General features: G+C 70.9%; 19 protein-coding genes. 8 read left to right on the forward strand and 11 right to left on the reverse strand.

Going from position 1 to position 19070, the window contains the following annotated elements:
• Positions 1-20: 20 nt before the first annotated feature.
• From M1M07_RS08225 to M1M07_RS08255, 7 genes are all read right to left on the reverse strand, one after another.
• Positions 21-779 carry an SDR family NAD(P)-dependent oxidoreductase gene (locus M1M07_RS08225; protein ID WP_248673835.1) on the reverse strand — a complete coding sequence of 253 codons (759 nt, stop codon included), beginning with the start codon at positions 777-779 and terminating at the stop codon, positions 21-23.
• A gap of 64 nt (positions 780-843) precedes the next feature.
• Entirely contained in the window at positions 844-2001 is a 1158-nt protein-coding gene (locus M1M07_RS08230) for an acyl-CoA dehydrogenase family protein (RefSeq protein ID WP_197250630.1), read from the reverse strand.
• Positions 2002-2024: 23 nt separating this feature from the next.
• The gene (locus M1M07_RS08235; RefSeq protein WP_308200784.1) at positions 2025-3008 is read right to left on the reverse strand and encodes a nitronate monooxygenase; all 984 of its coding nucleotides are present in this window, start codon (positions 3006-3008) and stop codon (positions 2025-2027) included.
• A 16-nt stretch (positions 3009-3024) separates the two neighbouring features.
• A complete protein-coding gene (locus M1M07_RS08240; protein ID WP_248673836.1) occupies positions 3025-3651 on the reverse strand; it encodes a TetR/AcrR family transcriptional regulator in 627 nt (208 codons plus the stop codon).
• Positions 3652-3678: 27 nt separating this feature from the next.
• On the reverse strand, positions 3679-4440 hold the full coding sequence (locus tag M1M07_RS08245; RefSeq protein WP_197250626.1) for a 3-hydroxyacyl-CoA dehydrogenase: 762 nt from the start codon (positions 4438-4440) through the stop codon (positions 3679-3681).
• Between the two features lie 28 nt (positions 4441-4468).
• Complete coding sequence (locus M1M07_RS08250; RefSeq protein WP_197250625.1) at positions 4469-5662, reverse strand: acetyl-CoA C-acyltransferase; 1194 nt, start codon at positions 5660-5662, stop codon at positions 4469-4471.
• Positions 5663-5740: 78 nt separating this feature from the next.
• Positions 5741-6541, reverse strand: coding sequence for a crotonase/enoyl-CoA hydratase family protein (locus M1M07_RS08255; protein ID WP_197250624.1), 801 nt, complete (start codon positions 6539-6541; stop codon positions 5741-5743).
• Positions 6542-6717: 176 nt separating this feature from the next.
• On the opposite strand from M1M07_RS08255, the gene M1M07_RS08260 reads away from it, so the two are divergent.
• Entirely contained in the window at positions 6718-7689 is a 972-nt protein-coding gene (locus M1M07_RS08260) for an NADPH:quinone oxidoreductase family protein (RefSeq protein WP_248673837.1), read from the forward strand.
• A 16-nt stretch (positions 7690-7705) separates the two neighbouring features.
• Positions 7706-8488, forward strand: a complete 783-nt coding sequence (locus tag M1M07_RS08265) for an enoyl-CoA hydratase (RefSeq protein ID WP_248673838.1) — start codon at positions 7706-7708, stop codon at positions 8486-8488.
• Positions 8489-8527: 39 nt separating this feature from the next.
• Here the strand turns inward: M1M07_RS08265 and M1M07_RS08270 are convergent, their stop codons facing one another.
• Positions 8528-9160: a TetR/AcrR family transcriptional regulator gene (locus M1M07_RS08270; protein WP_197250622.1), complete on the reverse strand. Its 633-nt coding sequence runs from the start codon at positions 9158-9160 to the stop codon at positions 8528-8530.
• Between the two features lie 162 nt (positions 9161-9322).
• Here M1M07_RS08270 and M1M07_RS08275 point away from each other — a divergent pair, with 162 nt between their 5' ends.
• Genes M1M07_RS08275 through M1M07_RS08285 form a run of 3 tightly spaced genes read left to right on the forward strand, consistent with a single transcriptional unit; the run spans position 9323 to position 11785 of the window.
• Positions 9323-9631, forward strand: coding sequence for a PE family protein (locus M1M07_RS08275; RefSeq protein ID WP_197250621.1), 309 nt, complete (start codon positions 9323-9325; stop codon positions 9629-9631).
• 40 nt (positions 9632-9671) lie between these two features.
• A complete protein-coding gene (locus M1M07_RS08280; RefSeq protein WP_248673839.1) occupies positions 9672-10937 on the forward strand; it encodes a PPE domain-containing protein in 1266 nt (421 codons plus the stop codon).
• Positions 10934-11785 (forward strand): ESX secretion-associated protein EspG, encoded by an 852-nt coding sequence (locus M1M07_RS08285; protein ID WP_248673840.1) that lies wholly within the window; start codon positions 10934-10936, stop codon positions 11783-11785. The genes M1M07_RS08280 and M1M07_RS08285 overlap by 4 nt, the downstream gene beginning before the upstream one ends.
• A 1-nt stretch (position 11786) precedes the next feature.
• Here the strand turns inward: M1M07_RS08285 and M1M07_RS08290 are convergent, their stop codons facing one another.
• From M1M07_RS08290 to M1M07_RS08300, 3 genes are all read right to left on the reverse strand, one after another.
• Positions 11787-12449: a histidine phosphatase family protein gene (locus M1M07_RS08290; RefSeq protein WP_248673842.1), complete on the reverse strand. Its 663-nt coding sequence runs from the start codon at positions 12447-12449 to the stop codon at positions 11787-11789.
• The gene (gene pheA, locus M1M07_RS08295) at positions 12446-13360 is read right to left on the reverse strand and encodes a prephenate dehydratase (protein ID WP_248673843.1); all 915 of its coding nucleotides are present in this window, start codon (positions 13358-13360) and stop codon (positions 12446-12448) included. Before pheA ends, M1M07_RS08290 begins: the two co-directional genes overlap by 4 nt.
• Positions 13361-13433: 73 nt before the next feature.
• Entirely contained in the window at positions 13434-14096 is a 663-nt protein-coding gene (locus tag M1M07_RS08300) for a hypothetical protein (protein ID WP_248673844.1), read from the reverse strand.
• An 84-nt stretch (positions 14097-14180) separates the two neighbouring features.
• Between M1M07_RS08300 and M1M07_RS08305 the strand changes: the two genes are divergently transcribed.
• The 3 genes from M1M07_RS08305 to M1M07_RS08315 all read left to right on the forward strand — a co-directional run bounded on the left by M1M07_RS08305 (position 14181) and on the right by M1M07_RS08315 (position 18887).
• Positions 14181-14945 (forward strand): DUF2470 domain-containing protein, encoded by a 765-nt coding sequence (locus M1M07_RS08305; protein WP_248673845.1) that lies wholly within the window; start codon positions 14181-14183, stop codon positions 14943-14945.
• A gap of 80 nt (positions 14946-15025) precedes the next feature.
• The gene (locus tag M1M07_RS08310; RefSeq protein WP_248673847.1) at positions 15026-18043 is read left to right on the forward strand and encodes a serine/threonine-protein kinase; all 3018 of its coding nucleotides are present in this window, start codon (positions 15026-15028) and stop codon (positions 18041-18043) included.
• A gap of 46 nt (positions 18044-18089) precedes the next feature.
• On the forward strand, positions 18090-18887 hold the full coding sequence (locus M1M07_RS08315) for a CPBP family intramembrane glutamic endopeptidase (RefSeq protein ID WP_248673854.1): 798 nt from the start codon (positions 18090-18092) through the stop codon (positions 18885-18887).
• Positions 18888-19070: the final 183 nt, after the last annotated feature.

The following is a 19070-nucleotide window of genomic DNA, read 5'->3' on the forward strand; positions in this document are numbered from 1 at the left end:
TACCCGCCCGATCCGCCTCGTCAGAAAATGCTGTATCCGCCGTCGATCAATGTCGAACTGCCCGTCTGGAATCCGGACGCGTCGCTCGCGAGGTACACGGCGATGCCCTCGAAGTCCTCGGGAGTCGCCCAGCGTCCCAGCGGCACCCGGGAGATGACGTGGGAGTTGAAGTTGTCGGACTCCTGTAGCGATCCGGTCATGTCCGTCGCGACCCAGCCCGGCAGCACGCTGTTGACGCGAATGCCGTAGCGCGCCAACTCGACCGCGCACCCGTTGGCGAGGGCGAGGACAGCGGCCTTGGACGCGCCGTAGGCCTGGTTTCGTCCCGCGCCCTCGTGCGCACCGAGGCTCGACGTGACGATCACCGATCCGCCGGTGCCCTGGGCGACCAGGTGCTTGGTGGTCTCGCGCAGCGTGAAGTACGCGCCGTCGAGGTTGGTGCCCATCACCTTCCGGTAGTTCTCGGTGGTCGATTCGACGAACTTCGCCAGCGGCACACTGATTCCGGCGTTGACGACGACCACGTCCAGCCCGCCGAGTTCCTCGACGGTGGCGGCGGTCGCGTCGACGACCGCCTGCTCGTCGGCGACGTCGACCGATCGGGTGACGATCCGGCCACCGAACTCCGCGAGACCCGACGCCGCGGCCTCGAGCTTGCCGGAACTGCGGCCCCACAGCGCCACATCCGCCCCGGCACGGGCGAGCCCGCGGGCCATACCCAAACCGATACCGGCGGATCCGCCGGTGACCAGCGCACGCTTACCCGTCAGGTCGAACATGCTCACTCCTCACGTGGAGGTGATGGGAACCCAGTCGGTCCCGGGCTCCCATCACCCAACGGGATCAGGCGAATTCGGACGCGATGTCGCGGCCGATGATCTCCTTCATGATCTCGGTGGTGCCGCCGTAGATCGTCTGGATGCGGGCGTCGACGTAGGCGCGCGCGATCGGGTACTCCATCATGTAGCCGTAACCACCGTGCAACTGCACACCGCGGTCGACGACACGCTTCTGCAGTTCGGTCGCCCACCATTTGGCCTTCGACGCATCCACCGCCGTGAGCTCGCCGGCGTTGAGCGCGAGCACGCACCGGTCGATGTGCGACTCGGTGACCTCGATCTCGGTGAGCATCTCGGCGAGCACGAAACGGGTGTTCTGCAGGTCGCCGATCGGCTTGCCGAATGCCTTGCGCTCGAACGCATACCGCTTGGTCCACTCGTACGCGGCGCGGGCCGACGTGATCGCGGAGACGGCGATGCCGATACGCTCGAGCGGCAGGTTCTCCATGAGGTGGAAGAACCCGCGACCCTCGCCACCGAGGAGGTTCTCCGCCGGCACCCGCGCGTCCTCGAAGACGAGCTCGGCGGTGTCCTGGGCCGCGAGGCCCACCTTGTGCAGCTTGCGTCCACGGCTGAATCCGGGGGTGTCGCGCTCGACCACGATGAGCGAGAATCCCTTGGCGCCGGCACCCGGATCCGTCCGGCACACGACGATCACCAGATCGGAGTGGATACCGTTGGTGATGAACGTCTTCTGGCCGTTGATGACCCATTCGTCACCGTCGCGCACGGCGGTGGTCTTGACGCCCTGCAGGTCCGATCCGGCGCCCGGTTCGGTCATCGCGATCGCGCCGATCACCTCGCCGGCCGCCATGCGCGGCAGCCAGCGGGCCTTCTGCTCCTCGGTACCGAGATGCAGGATGTAGGGAATGACGATGTCGTCCTGCAGTGCGAGGGTCGCGCCGAAGGACGTGGTGCCGGTGCGCGCGATCTCCTCCTGGACGACGTGCCGGAACCGGAAATCGGTGACGCCGGAGCCGCCGAACTCCTCCGGCACACCGAGACCCAGGATCCCGGACTTGCCCGCCTCCAGGTAGACGTTGCGGTCGATGAGTCGCTCTTCTTCCCAACGTTCGTAGTTCGGCACGACCTCGCGGGCGAGGAACTCGCGCACGGTCTCCCGGTACGCCTCGTGGTCGGCTTCGAACAGTGTGCGTTTCATGGTGTCCCCCAATATTTCTGTGGTCAGGCGTTCACGCGCGACATCATGCCCGCGAGACGCTCGGAGATCAGTGCTTCGGCCTCGGTGACGATGCGCTCGACGAGCTCACCGGCCGTGGGGATGTCGTGGATGATGCCCTGGACCGTTCCGACGGTCCAGATGCCCGCCTCGGGGTCACCGTTCTCGTACACGAGGCGGCCGCGGGCACCGGCGACCAGTTCGCGCACGTCCTCGAACTTCCCTCCGCGGTCGAGGATCTCGACGACCTCCCGGCTGACGGTGTTGCTCGCGACGCGCGCGGTGTTGCGCAGCGGGCGGAAGATCAGCTCGGTGTCGGTTTCCTTCCCCGCGACGATGGCTTCCTTGATCCGCTGGTGGATCGGGGATTCGGCGGTGCACATGAACCGGGTGCCCATGTTGATGCCGTCGGCACCGAGCGCGAGCGCCGCGACGAGACCGCGGCCGTCGCCGAATCCACCCGACGCGATCATGGGGATGGTGATCTGCTCGGCCGCGGCGGCGATGAGCACCAGGCCCGGCACGTCGTCCTCACCGGGGTGACCGGCGCATTCGAAACCGTCGATGCTGATGCCGTCGACCCCGATGTCCTGCGCCTTGACCGCGTGCCGGACGCTGGTGCACTTGTGCAGCACCTTCACACCGGCGGCATGGAAGTCGGGCAGGTGCGGGCCCGGATTGGAACCGGCCGTCTCGACGATCTTGACACCGGATTCGATGATGACCTGGCGGTATTCGTCGTAGGGTGGCGGGGTGATCGCGGGCAGGATCGTCAGATTCACGCCGAACGGCTGGTCGGTGAGCTCGCGGGTGCGGGCGATCTCCTTCGCGAGATCCTCGGGCGTGGGCTGGGTCAGCGCGGTGATCATACCGAGCGCGCCCGCGTTGGCGACGGCGGCGACGAGTTCGGCGCGGCCGACCCATTGCATGCCGCCCTGGACGATGGGGTGGCGGACTCCGAAGGTCTCGGTGAAGGCGGTGGACAGCACAGTGGTTCTCCTGGGATCAGGCGGGGCTGCGGTATCCGACGATGCGCAGCGCGATGTTTCGGTATCGGTCGGCGACCTCGTCCGGCGTCAGCGGCCCGTCGATCTGGTACCAGCGGGCGATGGACTGGCACATGCCGAGCAGCGCGCGCACGGTTTCCTCGATGCCGTCGACGTCGAACACGTTCTGCTCCACGCCGTCACGGACGAGGTCGAACACGATGAGCTCGAGCCGTTTCCGGGTTGCCGCGTAGGTGCGCCGGTTCTCCGGGGACACGTGCCGTAGTTCGGAATCCAGGCTGGAGCGCTTGGCGCGGTAGGTCATGTTGAGAACGATCGCCTCGACCGCGTTGGCGAAGCGGGCGACCGCGTCGGCGCCGCCGTCCTCGACCGCGGCGCGGACACGGTCGATGAGGTCGAGGACGGCGGCGTCGAGCAGCGTCACGAGAACGGCTTCCTTGTTCTCGTGGTGGTAGTACAGCGCGGGTACCGTCACGCCGACCCGGCGGGCCAGGTCGCGGACGGTGGTGCCGTGGAAGCCGTTCTCGCCGAAGGCTTCCAGGGCATGTTCGAGGATGGGGCCGAGCTGCAGCGGTTCGAACACCCGCCAGTCGACGGAGAACTCCGGTTCGGGTTGCGCAGTCATCGGCCCCGTCCTCTCACATTCGTCTGATCAGCGCGGGGCCATGCGGATGGCACCGTCGAGACGGATGGTCTCGCCGTTGAGCATCGGGTTGGCGACGATGTGCGCGGCGAGAGCGCCGTACTCGGAGGGATCGCCGAGGCGGGCCGGATGCGGAACCTGCGCACCGAGCGAAGCCTGGGCCGCCTCCGGCAGCGAGCCGAGCAGCGGGGTCTTGAACAGGCCCGGCGCGATGGTGACGACGCGGATCAGCAGCGACGCGAGGTCACGGGCGATCGGCAGGGTCATGCCGACGACGCCGCCCTTGGACGCGGAGTATGCGGCCTGGCCGATCTGACCGTCGAAGGCCGCGACCGAGGCGGTGTTGATGATGACGCCGCGCTCGCCGTCGATCGGCTCGGTCTTGGCGATGCGCTCCGCGGCGAGGCGGATGACGTTGAACGTGCCGAACAGGTTGACGTTCACGACCTTCTTGAAGTCGTCGAACGGGAACGCGCCGTTCTTGCTGACGGTCTTGATGGCGTTGCCGATGCCGGCGCAGTTCACCGCGACACGCAGCGGGCCGAGCGACTCCGCCAGGTCGAGCGCCTCGGCGACGGCGGCCTCGTCGGTGACATCCGCGGCGGCGAAACGCACGCGGTCGCCGAGTTCCTTGGCGACGGTCTCACCGTTGGACGACGGCAGGTCGATGATGACGACCTGGGCGCCGTCGGCGACCAGAGCCTTGACGGTGGCCAGGCCCAGGCCCGAGGCACCGCCGGTGACGACGGCAACGCTGTCGTTGACGATCATGTTCACACCTTTCGAATCGTGTTGCGGATCAGAGTCGTTCGATGATGGTGGCGTTGGCCATGCCCGCGCCCTCGCACATCGTCTGGAGACCGTACCGTCCGCCCGTGGCCTCGAGGTGATTGACCAGGGTGGAGAGCAGGCGGGTGCCCGAGGAGCCGAGGGCGTGGCCGAGCGAGATGGCACCGCCCCACGGGTTGAGCTTGGCGGGATCGGCGTTCAGCTCGTGCGCCCAGGCGAGCGGGACGGGCGCGAAGGCCTCGTTGACCTCGTAGGCGTCGATGTCGTCGATGGTCAGGCCGGCCTTGGCGAGCACCTTCTTCGTCGCCGGGATGGGCGCGGTGAGCATGAACAGCGGGTCGTCGCCGAGGACGGAGAACGACACGAAGCGGGCACGCGGGGTCAGGCCCAGCTTGTTCGCCATCTCCTCGCTCATGATGAGGGCGGCCGACGCGCCGTCGGTGAACGGCGAGGAGTTGCCGGGGGTGATGATCCACTGCGCTTCGGGGAACCGGGCCGCGTACTCCTCGGTGTAGAACGACGGCTTCAGGCCCGCCAGGCCCTCGACCGTGGTCGAGGCGCGCACCGTCTCGTCGACCTTGTGCTCGACCTGCTCACCCGCGGCGTTGGTGACCGTGATCGGCACGATCTCCTTGTCGAAGTGCCCGGCGGCGATCGCGGCGGCGGCGCGCTGGTGCGACTGCGCGGAGAACGCGTCGAGCGCGTCGCGGTCGAACTTCCACTTCGCGGAGATCAGCTCGGCGGAGATGCCCTGGTTGACCAGGCCTTCGGGGTAGCGGGCAGCGACACCCGGGCCGTTGGCGTCCTTGCCGATCGAGGCCGTGCCCATCGGGACGCGGCTCATCGACTCGACACCGCACGCGATCGCGATGTCGTAGGCGCCGGCGATGACGCCCTGCGCGGCGAAGTGGGCGGCCTGCTGGCTCGAGCCGCACTGGCGGTCGATCGTGGTGGCCGGGACCGACTCGGGGAAGCCCGCGGACAGCAGAGCGGAGCGCGAGATGTTCAGCGCCTGCTCGCCGACCTGCTGGACGCAGCCGCCGATGACGTCGTCGACCTGCGCGGGGTCGATGCCGTTGCGCTGCACGATCTCCCGCAGCACGTGCGCGAGCAGCTCGACGGGGTGGGTGCCGGACAGGGCGCCGCCGGGCTTACCCTTGCCGACCGCGGTGCGGACGACGTCGACGATGACAGCAGTGGTCATGACGAATTCCTTTCGGGGAAAGTTGGATACGGTCCGGCGCCTCGGCAGGGGACGTGACGCCGGACCGGGTTCGTGGGATCAGCGGCCCTTCCAGACCGGTTCACGCTTCTCGGCGAAGGCGGTCGGGCCCTCCTTCGCGTCCTCGCTGGTGAAGACGACCTTCATCGAGGCGATGTTGGCGTCCCACGCGGCGGAACCCCAGTCGTCGGCGTGCGCGGTCCGGTGGATCATCGCCTTCGACTCGCGCACCGACAGCGGCGCGTTCGCGGCGATCTTCTCGGCGAGCTCGAGGGCGACCTCGAGCGCGGTGCCGGCCGGAGCGATCCGGTTGACCAGGCCCAGCTCCTTGCCCTCTGCGGCCGTGATCGGTTCGCCGGTGAGGGCGAGTTCGAGCGCGATCTTGCGCGGGATCTGCTGCTGCAGGCGGATGACACCGCCCGCGGCGGCGAACAGGCCGCGCTTGACCTCGGGCAGGCCGAGCTTGGCCTCCTCGTCGACGACGGCGAGATCGGACGCGAGCACCAGCTCGGTGCCGCCACCCAGCGCGAATCCGTTGACGGCGGCGATGGTCGGCTTGCTGATCCAGTGCTGGACGTAGCCGGCGAAGCCCCACTCGGGATGCCCGTCGGCGGCGGTGTTCTCGCCCGCGGCGAGCGCCTTGAGGTCCGCACCGGCGCAGAACGCGCGGCCCGCACCGGTGATCACGACGACGCGCACGTCGTCGTCCGCCTCGGCCTGCTCGAGCAGGGTGCCGACGGCGGTGGACAGCGCCGCATTGACGGCGTTGAGCGCCTTGGGGCGGTTGAGCGTGATGAGGGCGACGTTGCCGCGGCGCTCGTACAGCGCGGCGGGTTCGGTGGTGGTCGCTTCGTCGGCCATCGATTTCCTTCCCAGGCTCTACTTATCGATCGCTAAAAGGACTACCACGGATCGATCGCTCGGTCAACGGCTCGGCTTACCTAGCGCACGATCGGTGGGCTCTGGTAAGGATGAGCCTTGTGTCGCGGACCACGGTGCACGTCCGCGACGGTCGACCCATCGACGAGGAGACCCCGATGCAGGCAGTTCAACTGACCGAGACGACCGGCCCCGACGGCCTGCGCCTGGTCGACATCCCCGAACCCGACGCCTGGGCCGGCTCGGTGATCGTGGATCTGCACGCCGCGGGCGTCTCGTTCCCCGACCTGCTGCAGACCAGCGGCTCCTACCAGGTGGTGCGCCCCCTGCCGTTCGTCCTCGGCGTCGAGGGCGCCGGCATCGTGCGCTCCGCACCGGCGGACAGCGGCCTGACCGCCGGACAGCGCGTCGCCGTCCTCGCCGTCGGCGGCGCCTGGCAGCAGACCGTCGCCGTGGACGTGAATTCCGTGTTCCCCCTGCCGGATTCGGTGTCGCTGACCGCCGGCGCGGGATTCCTCATGAACTACCTGACCGTCCACTTCGCGCTCGACGAACGCGCCCGCTACCGCCCCGGTGAAACCGTGCTCGTGCACGGCGCCGCGGGCGGCGTCGGCGTCGCCGCCCTCCAGGTCGCGGCGGCGCTGGGTCTCGAGACCGTCGCAGTGGTGAGCACCGAAGCGAAAGCCGAAGTGGCCCGGGCCAATCGCGCCACCCACGTCGTCCCGGCGGACGGCTTCAAGGACCGTGTCCTCGAGTTGACCGGTGGCCGCGGCGTCGACATCATCCTCGACCCCGTCGGCGGCGACCGTTTCACCGACAGCCTGCGCAGCCTCGCCCCCAACGGGCGGGTCGTCGTGCTCGGTTTCACCGGCGGGGAGATCCCGACCGTCAAGGTCAATCGCCTTCTGCTGCGCAACACGTCGGTGGTCGGCGCCGGCTGGGGCGAATACGTCCGCACGTTCCCGGACTACCCGGCCCGGCAGTGGTCGCAGCTCGAACCGCTGCTGCGATCCGGCGCACTGCAGTTCCCCGAACCTACGCTCCACCCGATGACCAGCGCAGCCGACGCACTGCTGTCCCTCGCCGACCGGACCGCGACCGGCAAGGTCGCGCTCTCCCTCCAACCCTGAACCGACAGGAGCCCTCATGAGCACCGACATCCCCGGCGTCGACAGCCTCGTCGACGACGGCGTCCTGCGCGTCACGATCAACCGCCCCGCCCGCATGAACGCGGTCACCACCGAAACCGTCGAGGCGGTCGCCGACGCGTTCGAGAAGCACGCCGACGACGCGTCCGTGCGCGTCGCGGTCCTCACCGGCGCGGGCCGGGCATTCTGCACCGGCGCGGACCTCTCGGGCAGGGACCTCACAGGTCCTCCGAGCCCTGCGATCATCGACGCCGCGAACCGCGCGGTCGCGGCCATTCGTGCGTTCCCGCGTCCCGTGATCGGGGCCGTCAACGGACCCGCGGCCGGTGTCGGCGTCTCGCTGGCTCTGGCGTGTGATCTGACGGTCGCCGCCGAGTCGACGTACTTCCTGCTCGCGTTCACCAAGGTCGGGCTCATGCCGGACGGCGGCGCGTCGGCGCTGGTGGCCGCGTCGATCGGGCGGGCCCGCGCGCTGAAGATGGCGCTGCTGGCCGAGCGCCTGCCCGCCCCCGAGGCCGTCGCGGCCGGCCTGATCGCCGACACCTACCCCGACGAGGGATACGCCGACGCGATCGAGGCGCTGGCGCAGCGGATCGCCGACGGGCCTTCGGATGCATTCGGTTCCACGAAGGCCGCGATCAACGATGCGACGCTGACCGAACTCGACGCCGCGTTCGCGCGGGAGCGCGCAGGTCAGCTCGTTCTGCTCGCCGCCGACGATTTCCGCGAGGGCGCGACCGCGTTCATGGAGAAGCGACCGGCGGTCTACCGCAAACGCTGACCCGGCGATCGGGTCACGGGGCGGCCGGGCCGGCGACGGTCAGGCCGCCCCGACCGTTTTCAAAGCGATCGCCACGTACTTCGCCGCGACCTCTTCCGGGGTGAGTGTGCCCTGGGAGTGGTACCAGCGCGGGATGGACTGGCACATACCGAGGAGCGCGCGGGTGGTCTCCGCGGGGTCGTCGACGTCGAACACGCCGGCCGCGGCCCCTTCCTCGACAATGCTCCGGACCAGCTGCTCGACACCCTTGCGGACCGCGCGATAACGCTGCCGGTTCTCCGGGCTCAGGTACCGCGACTCGCCCTCGAGGGCCGCGAGGCGCGCGCGCAGCGTCATGCGCAGCACGATGGCCTCGATGACGTTGGACAGCCGCTTCACCGGATCGTCGCCGCCGTCGGCATCCGCGGCGTGCGCCCGCGCGAGCACATCGCTGGTGGACAGCTCCAGCAGCGCGATGAGCAGCCCTTCCTTGTTCTCGTGGTGGTAGTACAGGGCCGGAACCGTCACGCCCACGCGCCGCGCGATCTCGCGCACCGACGTGCCGTGGAAGCCGGTCTCGTAGAACGCGTCGAGCGCGGCGGACAGGATCGGGGTCAGCTCGGTCTCCTCGAGCTTCCGCCAATCCGGCACGGCCACCCCGTCGGTGACGGTGTCGCCGGTGGAAGTTCCCATTACCGCATCCCAACCTATCGATCGCTCTGTCACTGACGGGCTCGAGGATACCGGCACAAATCGAACGGAACCGATCCGGACCGCGACGCGTCCAACCCTTCGACGGCGCAGGGATCGCCACCCGCGCCCACACACGCACCCGAGATGTCAGGAGAACGGCCCGTGCCCGACCACATTCGCGTCGATCCCGACGCTCTGCTCCTCGCCGCCGCCGAACTCGAGGCGCTCGCGCTGCGTCTCGAAGCGTCCGTCCAGGCCGCGGATCCGGCTCTGGATGTGTCCCCACCCGGCTCGGAAGAGGTGTCGCGGCTGATCTCGCAGCACTTCGGCGGGCTTGCCGCGAGCTTCAGGCCGGCGGCCGTCCAGGGCATCGAGGAACTGCGGACCGCAGCGCTGACCATCCGCAGCCAGGCCGCGCACTACACCGATCTCGAGGCACGCCGGGTCGTCGCCCTGCACGCCACGATGTGACCGACTTCTCCGGACGCGCAGTCAGAAAGGTAGAGAACCGATGACGCTCGGAATGACCGGGGTGGTGTGGCTGCCGCGGGGCGCCACCGTGAACTCGACGAGCCTGACCACGGGGACGGGACCGCTGCCGATCGGCGCGGCCGGACCGGCCTGGGCCGCGGTCGCCGCGGCCTTCGCGGACGCGGACCTCACCCTCACCCGGGTCGCGGCGGAACTGGGTCTCGGCTGGGAGGGCACGACCGGCGGTTCCGCGATCACCTCTCTCGGCCCGTTCATCGCGTGGACGCAATCGGTCGTCGGGGAGGCCACCGCGGCGGCGCAGAAGGCCGCGGTCGGGTCGGCGGCGTACGCGACCGCGCTGATCGCGATGCCGAGCCTGCCCGAGATCGCCGCGGTCCAGGCCGCGAAGGCCACCGCCTACACGGCGGGCGGCGCGGTCAACGGTGCTGCTGCGGCCGCGGAGGCCGCGGAGAAGGCGCTCGATCTGCGGGCGGCCGCCGCGATGGAGGCCTACGAGGCGGCGACGGTGTTCGCCGCGGTCCCGGACCGGTTCACCGCCCCGCCGTCGCTGACCGCCGACGCGCCCGTATCGATCGGTGTGCAGGAACTCGCGGCGGTCGCCTCCCGCGCGGGACGCACCGAGCACGTGCAGTTCTCCGATCCGGTGCAGTCCGTCGTCGACGGTGCCCACTCGGTGGCATCGCGCGTCGGCGACGCCCTGGGCAACGGGGATGTGCTCCGCAGCGTCGGCGGAGAGGCCGGACGGGTCGCGGCCGAGGTCGCGGCGTCCGGCGGGGGCGGTGTCGCCGGATCGGCGGCGCCGCAGGTCACATCGCTGTTCGGGCAAGGACACGCATCCACCGTCGCGACGTCGACGTACACGCCGGGCACCGGTCTCGGCGCCGGGTCCGCACCGGCCGCGGTGCACTCCGCGACGATCACCGGATCCGGAACGATCGCCGGTCCTTCGGGGCTCGGCGCGATTCCGACAGCAGGAGGGCTCGCCGCCGCGGGCGGAACCGCGGCCGGGATCTCCTCGATCGGAGCCGCCGGCGGCGGAACCGCGACCGGCACCGCGACCGGCCCGGTCCGCGGCGACCTCCGGGTCTCCGGCGACCCGATCGGCGGCCCGGCCGCTCCCGCACACGGCATCGGATCGGCGGCCGCCCGAGCGGCGGACGGCGGCAGTGACGACGACCGAGGCGAGCAGACCCGCACCGACTTCCGTCCCACCGTCGAGCACTTCGCCGACGGCCGCACCGTGATCCCCGCCGTGCTCGGCGCCGACCCGGAACCGGGCCGGTGATCGCCATCGACACGCTCGGCGTCCTCGCCGGATCCGCGTCGCCGGGACCGGTCCCGGTCAGCGACGACGAACTGCACGCCCTGCTCGGGATGGCGGCGGTACCGGAGGTGCCGGTCGTGCTGATGCATCGTCATCACCACGACAGCGACACCGAGCGGCAGGTCGCGCTCACCCGGGCCGCCGACGGACTCGCCGCGCGCGGGCTGGTCCGGGCCGGAGTGGCGCACCCGGTGATCGTCGACCGGCTGCGCACCCTGGGCCGGCCGGCGTGGGAGATCGCGGTGCGGCGACTCCACGACGGCGCCGTCGACCGGTTGTGCCTCGCGCACGGCAGCGCCGAGGCCGGGGTGTCCGGCGCCGGCTCGCGGACGGTGACCGTGCGGGCCGTGCCCGGCGGTTTCGTCCTCGACGACGTCGACGCCGGTTCCGTGTCCCCGATCGTGCAGATGCTCGGCCCGGCCGAACCGGCGCGCACCACCGGGGTCAGCCTGCCCACCGCGCGACTGTCCGCGGCACTGAACGAGGGAGCCGGGGACGGTGCGCGCACCACCCGACTGCTGGCGGAGGCCGGGGTGCCGGCGGCGGAAGCCGCTGTCCTCGGGCCGGCGCTCGGGCGGTGCAGCACGTTCGCCGAGATCGTCGGGTTCCGACACGGAGACGGGTCCACGGCCCCGGCCGGCGGGCCCGTCACGGTCTTCGAGACCACCGCGGGGCGGGTCGTCGGCACGTCGTCGGTCGCTCCCGACGGCACCGCGTGGACGACGCTGAGTTCCGGCACCGCCGGGTTCCTGCGGCAGGCGCTCGGCGACCTGGTGGCCCGGCTCGGACGCGACCGGCCGGACCGGTAGCTCAGCCCATCGGGTCGTCGGCGCCCGCGCCTCCGGTTTCGTGGAAGGGCGCCTGGAAGGTACCCCACCGCACGCATTCCCAGCCGCCCCCGGGACGCGGCACCAGTTCGACGGTCTGGGTGTTCGCGAGGTGGTTGCTGGTCGCGAAGCTGCCCGGCACCTTGCCGAGGTACGCGGCGATCAGCCGGATCGCGGCACCGTGACTGACCACCACGACGTCACCCGATCCGTCGCCGAGGTAGTGCTCGCGCAGGTCTTCGACGACCGGCACGTAGCGGTCGATCACGTCGAGGCCGGATTCACCGCCGGGCACCCGTGAGCGCAGGTCGCCGCTGTGCCAGGCCTCGTAGACCTTCATGAACAGCTTGTGGGATTCCTCGTCGCTGCGGTCCTCGAGGTCGCCGGCCTGGACCTCGTGCAGTCCCTCGCGGACGGTCGCGGCGACCCCGGCTGCGAGTTCGATCTGGTGGGCGGTCTGCCGGGCGCGGATCGCCCGGGAGGCGACGAGCAGCACCGGGGGCCGGTCGGCCAGGTTGGTGCCGAGTGTGTGTGCCTGGGCGATACCCAGTTCCGTCAGTTCGGCGCCGGGCAGCTTGGTGTCCAGCCGCCGCGCCACGTTCGCCACCGTCTGCCCGTGCCGGGCCAGGATCAATCTGCCGCTCACCGGTCTTCCTCTCCCCGTCGCAGCGCGTCGAGCCACTGCGCATCCGCCTCGTCCGACACCGGTGGCACACCGTTGTCGGCGACCGCCGCCCACGACCCGAGGAACCGGACCTGCGCGAATCGGTGCAGGGCCTTGAGTGCCTCGGCGACGAGCGCGTCGTCGATGTGTCCCACGCAGTCCAAGTGGAAGAAGTAGGTGCCGTATTCCTGGCGGGTCGGGCGCGACTCGATGCGGGTGAGGTCGATGCCGCGGGTCGCGAACTCGGTCATCGCCCGTACGAGCGATCCGGGTTCGTTCGGCAACTGCAGGATCACCGAGGTGCGGTCGCGTCCGGTGCGGGGCGGGGTCTTCGTGGGCCGGGTGAGCAGCACGAACCGGGTGCGGGCGCCGGTGAAGTCCGCGACGTTCTCGGCGAGGGCGTCGAGGCCCAGCCGCTCACCGGCGAGGGCGGTCGAGATTCCGGCGTCGGCCTTGCCGGCGGCGACGTCCTCGGCCGCGCCGGCGTTCGACGAGGCGGTGACGATCTGGGCCTGCGGCAGGTTGTCGGCGACCCACTGCCGCACCTGTGCCGCCGCGACCGGGTACGCGGCGAGGGTGCGGACCTGCTCGGCGGTGGTGCCGGGGCGCGCGACGACGGTGAACGTCACGTCGAGTTCGGTTTCCGCGACGATCTGCAGCCGGGGTCCGATGGACAGGGCGTCCATGGTCGGCGGGACGGATCCTTCGACGGAACTCTCGATCGGCACCACGGCACCGTCGACGTCGCCGTCGCGCAGCAGTTGCAGCGCGGCGGGCGGGCTGGCCGCCGCCACCCGTTCGACCGAGGCGTCGAAGGTTCCGGTGTCCTCGAGGCGTGCGAGGGCCATTTCGGTGAAGGTCCCGGTCGGACCGAAGTAGGCGATGCGTGGCACGCCTACGAGGTTACGCATCGCACCTCGCGCTCCGGCCCCGTTGCGCTCGGGGTGACGGGAACCGTTATCCGCGCTAGCGGGTGAGGCCGAGGCCGGCCAGTCCCGCGACGATCGCGGCGGGGTCGTCGACCTCGACGGTGAGCAGGATCTCGCGGACCGCGGCGGCGGCCTCGGGGACGAGGGCGGCGAGGCGGGCCGCGTCGGGTTCGGCGACCGCCTGCCGCACGTCGAATCCGCTCAGTGCCGCGGCGGTCGCGGACAGCAGCGCAAGCACCTCGGCGGCGTCGCGGGCCTGCGCGACGTAGCCGGTGTCGGAGTGGGCGAGGACGGCGAGGAAGTCGGCGATCTCGTCGGCGCTGCGGCCGGCGGGCAGGCCGGGGAGGTGACCGGCCTCGGTGAGCCGTCGGGTGGTGTCGGCGAGGGTGTCCCCCGTGACGTACACGCACAGCGGCGCCGGCGCGGTGAACGCGAGGATGTCGTCGAGATACTCGGGGGCACAGTCGATCTGGTAGCGCAGCGGGCGGCGGCTGCCGGGGGCGGGAGCCTCGGCGCCGGCGTCGAGTTCGACGACCACGTCGCCGGCGGCCTCCGCGTCGGCGGCGGTCACGATTCTCGGCGCGAGGAAGCGGGCGGGGACGTCCGCCGGTGCGGGCGCGCGGTGGGTCAGCAGCGCGTCGAGGAGCCCGCGAGGTTCTTCACGGGAGGGCGGCATTCCGAGGGAGAGCGGGATCGACACCGATTCAGATTAGCCCCGGGAGACTCTTGCGACGCCCACCACAATGACTTAGGTTTGCCTCACCTACTTACCGAGGAGGACGGCATGCAGACTCTCACCGACGTTCCTGCCCCCAGCACCGCAGAGCGGGTGTGCACTGCCCTCGTGCGTGCCGATTCGACCGTTCTCGCCGTCGACGGCTGCGACCCGGTGACCACTGCGGTCCACCACCTCCACACCGACGGCGACATCGTCGTCACCGTTCCCCTCGACTGCCCGGCCGTCGTACTCGCCTGGCAGGCCGGCCCCGCGGGACTGCCCGCAGTCCTCGAACTCACCGACCACTCGCCGATCGCGCTGCGCAACCCGGTGCGGTCGCTGATCTGGCTCAGCGGGTCGCTCCACCCAGTCGGGAACCCCCGCGAACTCGCCGCCGAGGTCGCCGAGGACCTGCCCCATCCGGAACTGCTCGACGTCGGCCACGGCACCGAACTGCTGCGTCTCGAACTGACGTCCGTGGTCGCCGCGGACACCACCGGAGCCGAATCCGTCGAGGTCGAGGACGTGCTGACCGCGCTGCCCGACCCGTTCGCCGCGCTCGAGACCGCGTGGCTGCAGCACCTCGAGCAGGACCACGCGGACATCGTCCTGCGCATCGCCCGCCGCATCCCGCCGGCCGCGCGGACCGGCCGCATCCGCCCCCTCGGTCTCGACCGGTACGGCCTGCGGCTGCGCATCGAATCCAGCACCGGCGACCACGACGTCCGCATTCCGTTCCACGAGCCGGTCGACGACGCCACCGGGCTGAGCCGCGCGCTGCGCCGCCTCGTCGGCTGCCCGTTCGTCAACGGTCTCCGCGCCCGTCCCTGATCTTCGTTTCCGGGTCATTTGCAGCGGTATCCTCGTCGTACACTCGCGAACCACGCTGTACACGTCGAAAGCCTGGGCCGATGGCCGATTTCGATCCGGAAGCGACCCGCCCGGCGGGTCAGGGAATCACCGCGGAGCTGGCTGCCGCGGGATTCGACGACGCGCTGGTCGTGGGACGAGGCGGCTTCGGTGTCGTCTACCGATGCAAACAACGCTCGCTCGGGCGGACGGTCGCGATCAAGGTGCTCTCCTCCGACCTCGACGTCGAGAACCGGGAGCGGTTCCTGCGCGAGGGCTACGCGATGGGCAGGCTGTCCGGCCATCCCAACATCGTCAACATCCTCCAGGTCGGGGTGACCTCGAGCGGCCGGCCGTACATCGTGATGCCCTATCACCCGAACGATTCGCTGGCGGTGAAGGTGCGGCGCGACGGGCCGTTGCCGTGGCCGGAGGTGGTGCGCGTCGGCGTCAAACTCGCCGGCGCCCTGGAAACCGCCCATCACTCGGGCACGCTGCACCGCGACGTGAAACCGGGGAACATCCTGATGACCGAGTACGGCGAGCCGCAGCTCACCGATTTCGGCATCGCGCGGATCGCCGGCGGATTCGAGACCGCGACCGGCGCCTTCACCGGATCGCTCGCGTTCACCGCCCCCGAAGTGCTCGAGGGCAAGCCTCCGACACCCAATTCCGACGTGTACGGGCTCGGGGCGGCGATGTTCGCGTTGCTGACCGGCCGTGCCGCGTTCGAACGCCGCACCGGTGAGGAGATCGTCGCGCAGTTCCTGCGCATCAGCAGCCAGCCCATCCCCGACCTGCGGCCGCAGGGCATCCCCGACGACGTGTGCGCCGCGCTCGAACACGCGATGTCGGCCGATCCGGCGGCCCGCCCGTCGACCGCCGCCGAGTTCGGCCGGGAACTGCAGGAGATCCAGGCCCGGCACGGACGGCACGTCGACGAGATGGCCCTGCCCGGCGATCACCGTCAGCACGATCAACCGACCCTGAAGGGTGCGCCGGCAGCCGACACCGCCACCGCGGTGCGCATCCGGAACGGGTCGTCGACACCGCCCCCGCTACCTCCGGTCACTCCGCACCCGAGCGGCCCGAGTGGCCCGAGCGGCCCGAGCGGCCCTGCCACCCCCCACCCGAGCGGCCCGGCCGCGCCTGCGCCGACCGGTGCGGACGCATCGTCGGGGCGGGTGTCGTTGCGCACCGTGCTCGCCGTGCTCGCCGTGCTGTTCCTCGCGGTCGCCGGGACCGGTCTCTACCTGGTGACGCGTCCGCCGAACGGTTCCGACACGGCCGCGGCGGGCGGCGAGAACACCCTCGAACTGCCGCCGACCGCGCAGTGGCGGACGCTGCACGATGCCCCGACCCCGCGTCAGCAGACCGCGACGACCGTGGCCGACGGCACCGTGTGGGTGTTCGGCGGACTCGACGACGAGGGTTCCTCGGCCGCACACGAGGGCTACGACCCGGCGATCGACACCTGGAAGACCGGCCCCGCCATGCCGGTTCCGCTCAATCACGCGATGGCGGTGACCTGGGACGGCGTGCCCGTCGTGCTCGGCGGCTGGATTCCCGACGGGCCGAACCTCACCGCGACGACGTCCGATCGGGTCTTCGCGGTCCGCAACGGCCAGTGGGTCGAGATGCCGCCCATGCCCCACCCGCGCGCCGCGGGCGCCGCCGTCACCATCGGCGACAAGATCTACGTCTTCGGCGGACAGGCCGACAACCAGCTCGTCGCCCCCACCGACGTCTTCGACGGCACCTCCTGGACCACCGTCGCCGATCTGCCGACCCCGCGCGAGCACCTCGCCGGCGCCACCGACGGCACCTACGCCTACGCCATCGGCGGCCGGAACCTCTCCTCGGACAAGAACACCGCCGCGCTCGAACGTTACGACCCCGCCACCGACACCTGGACCCGCCTGCCCGACATGCCCACCCCCCGCGGCGGCCTGGGCGCCACCTATCTCGACGGCCGCATCGTCGCCGCGGGCGGTGAAGAACCCACCCGAGTCCTCGGCCAGGTCGAGGCGTACGACGTGAGCACGGGCACGTGGGCGGAACTGCCCGAGCTGGCCACCCCGCGGCACGGTCTGGCACTCGGCGCGGTCGGGGACACGCTCTACGCGATCGACGGCGCGACCGAACCCACGCACGCCGAGTCCACCGCGGTGAACGAGGCGCTGCAGATCCCGCCGCGGCAGATCCAGCCCGGTCCGGCGTGGCGCCGGCTGCGCGACGCCCCGACCCCGCGTCAGCAGACCGCGACGACCGTCGCCGACGGCACCGTGTGGGTGCTCGGCGGGCTCGACAACAACGGCTCCACCGGGAAGGTCGAGGGTTACGACCCGGCGATCGACACGTGGAAGGCGGGACCGGATCTGCCTGCGCCGCTGAACCATCCGATGGCTGTGGAATACAACGGCGAGCTGGTGGTGCTCGGCGGGTGGGAACCGGAGGGTCCCAATCTGACCGCGCATCCGTCGGATCGGGTGTTCGCTCTGCGCGACGGGGAATGGGTCGACCTGCCGCCCATGCCGCAAGCTCGAGCTGCGGGCGCCGCCGTGACCATCGGCGACAAGATCTACGTCTTCGGCGGACAGGCCGACAACCAGCTCGTCGCCCCCACCGACGTCTTCGACGGCACCTCCTGGACCACCGTCGCCGACCTGCCGACCCCGCGCGAACACCTCGCCGCCACCACCGACGGCACCTACGCCTACGTCATCGGTGGCCGGAACCTCTCCTCCGACAAGAACACGGCCACCGTCGAACGCTACGATCCCGCGACCGACACCTGGACCCGTCTGCCCGACATGCCCACCCCCCGCGGCGGCCTCGGCGCCACCTACCTCGACGGCCGCATCGTCGCCATCGGCGGCGAAGAACCCACCCGCGTCCTCTCCGAGGTCGAGGCGTACGACATCGCGACCGGCATGTGGACCGAACTCGCCCCCATGGGCACCGCACGGCACGGGCTCGTCGTCGCGACCGTCGGCAACACGATCTATGCGATCGACGGCGCACAGCGGCCGACGCACGCGCAGTCCATCGCGATCGCCGAGGCGCTCGACTTCTGGTGACCGTATCCGGCGCGCGTGCGGCACAATCGCTGCGGTGACGACGACGATCCGCGACTGGCTCTCCCCCGCACCCCGGAACCCGGCGACACCGCTGAACGCCGCGGAGCGCCGCGCGCTGTGGATCGAGATCACGATCGTCCTGCTGGTCACGTTCGGGCTCAGCGGGGTGTCGTCGATCCTGTCGCTGCTCGAATCCGCGCTCGCCCCGGCGCCGTTGTCGGAGCAGACGGTCGCGCTGAACGTGCCGCGGTCGTCGCAGCAGCTCATCGATCTGGCCCGCCAGCTCCTCGGCATCGTGCGGCTGCTGGCGTGGGCGGCGCTGGGCGTCTACCTGTTGTGGCGTAGCGGAATCGGACCGAAGCTCATCGGGTTCGCGCGGCCGCACGTGCGCCGCGACGTGCTGCCCGGTGTCGGGCTGGCCGCGCTGATCGGCATCCCGGGTCTGGGCCTGTATCTCGCGGCGCGCGCGATGGGCCTGAATCTGACGGTCGCGCCGAGCACCCTCGAGGACTACTGGTGGCGGCTGCCGGCGCTGGTGCTGTGGGCGATCGCCAACTCGGCGGCCGAGGAGGTGCTGGTCGTCGCGTATCTGATCACCCGGCTGCGGCAGCTCGGCTGGTCCGAGAACCGGTCCCTGGTCGCGTCGGCGCTGCTGCGCGGTAGCTACCACCTGTATCAAGGGCTCGGCGGCGGTGTCGGGAACTTCGTCATGGGTCTGATCTTCGGCCGGTTCTGGCAGAAGACGTCGCGGCTGTGGCCGCTGGTGATCGCGCACGCGCTGATCGACTCGGTCGCGTTCGTCGGGTATCAGGCGCTGCGCGGGCACGTGTCCTGGCTGCCGTGAGGCAGCCGCGCGGCGCGCAGACAGCAGCGCGCTGCCCGCCACGCGCTGCTGCCTTTCTCGTCGGCGGATCCCCGTGCCCTCGGGTTCCGGCGACCGCGGAACGTACAGTTGACGCGTGAACGGCGACCGTCCCGACCCCAGGTATCGGCCGCGGCCGCCCCAGGGGCCGCCGCTGCGCCGTCC

The sequence above is a fragment of the Rhodococcus sp. HM1 genome (assembly GCF_023218075.1).
Classification (GTDB): Bacteria; Actinomycetota; Actinomycetes; order Mycobacteriales; family Mycobacteriaceae; genus Rhodococcus.

What these genes read in the sequence shown, in the direction of transcription:
- M1M07_RS08225 (WP_248673835.1), bottom strand. Translation starts at nt 779, where the DNA reads ATGTTCGACCTGACGGGTAAGCGTGCGCTGGTCACCGGCGGATCCGCC.
- M1M07_RS08230 (WP_197250630.1), bottom strand. Translation starts at nt 2,001, where the DNA reads ATGAAACGCACACTGTTCGAAGCCGACCACGAGGCGTACCGGGAGACC.
- M1M07_RS08240 (WP_248673836.1), bottom strand. Translation starts at nt 3,651, where the DNA reads ATGACTGCGCAACCCGAACCGGAGTTCTCCGTCGACTGGCGGGTGTTC.
- M1M07_RS08245 (WP_197250626.1), bottom strand. Translation starts at nt 4,440, where the DNA reads ATGATCGTCAACGACAGCGTTGCCGTCGTCACCGGCGGTGCCTCGGGC.
- M1M07_RS08250 (WP_197250625.1), bottom strand. Translation starts at nt 5,662, where the DNA reads ATGACCACTGCTGTCATCGTCGACGTCGTCCGCACCGCGGTCGGCAAG.
- M1M07_RS08255 (WP_197250624.1), bottom strand. Translation starts at nt 6,541, where the DNA reads ATGGCCGACGAAGCGACCACCACCGAACCCGCCGCGCTGTACGAGCGC.
- M1M07_RS08260 (WP_248673837.1), top strand. Translation starts at nt 6,718, where the DNA reads ATGCAGGCAGTTCAACTGACCGAGACGACCGGCCCCGACGGCCTGCGC.
- M1M07_RS08265 (WP_248673838.1), top strand. Translation starts at nt 7,706, where the DNA reads ATGAGCACCGACATCCCCGGCGTCGACAGCCTCGTCGACGACGGCGTC.
- M1M07_RS08270 (WP_197250622.1), bottom strand. Translation starts at nt 9,160, where the DNA reads ATGGGAACTTCCACCGGCGACACCGTCACCGACGGGGTGGCCGTGCCG.
- M1M07_RS08280 (WP_248673839.1), top strand. Translation starts at nt 9,672, where the DNA reads ATGACGCTCGGAATGACCGGGGTGGTGTGGCTGCCGCGGGGCGCCACC.
- M1M07_RS08305 (WP_248673845.1), top strand. Translation starts at nt 14,181, where the DNA reads ATGCAGACTCTCACCGACGTTCCTGCCCCCAGCACCGCAGAGCGGGTG.
- M1M07_RS08310 (WP_248673847.1), top strand. Translation starts at nt 15,026, where the DNA reads ATGGCCGATTTCGATCCGGAAGCGACCCGCCCGGCGGGTCAGGGAATC.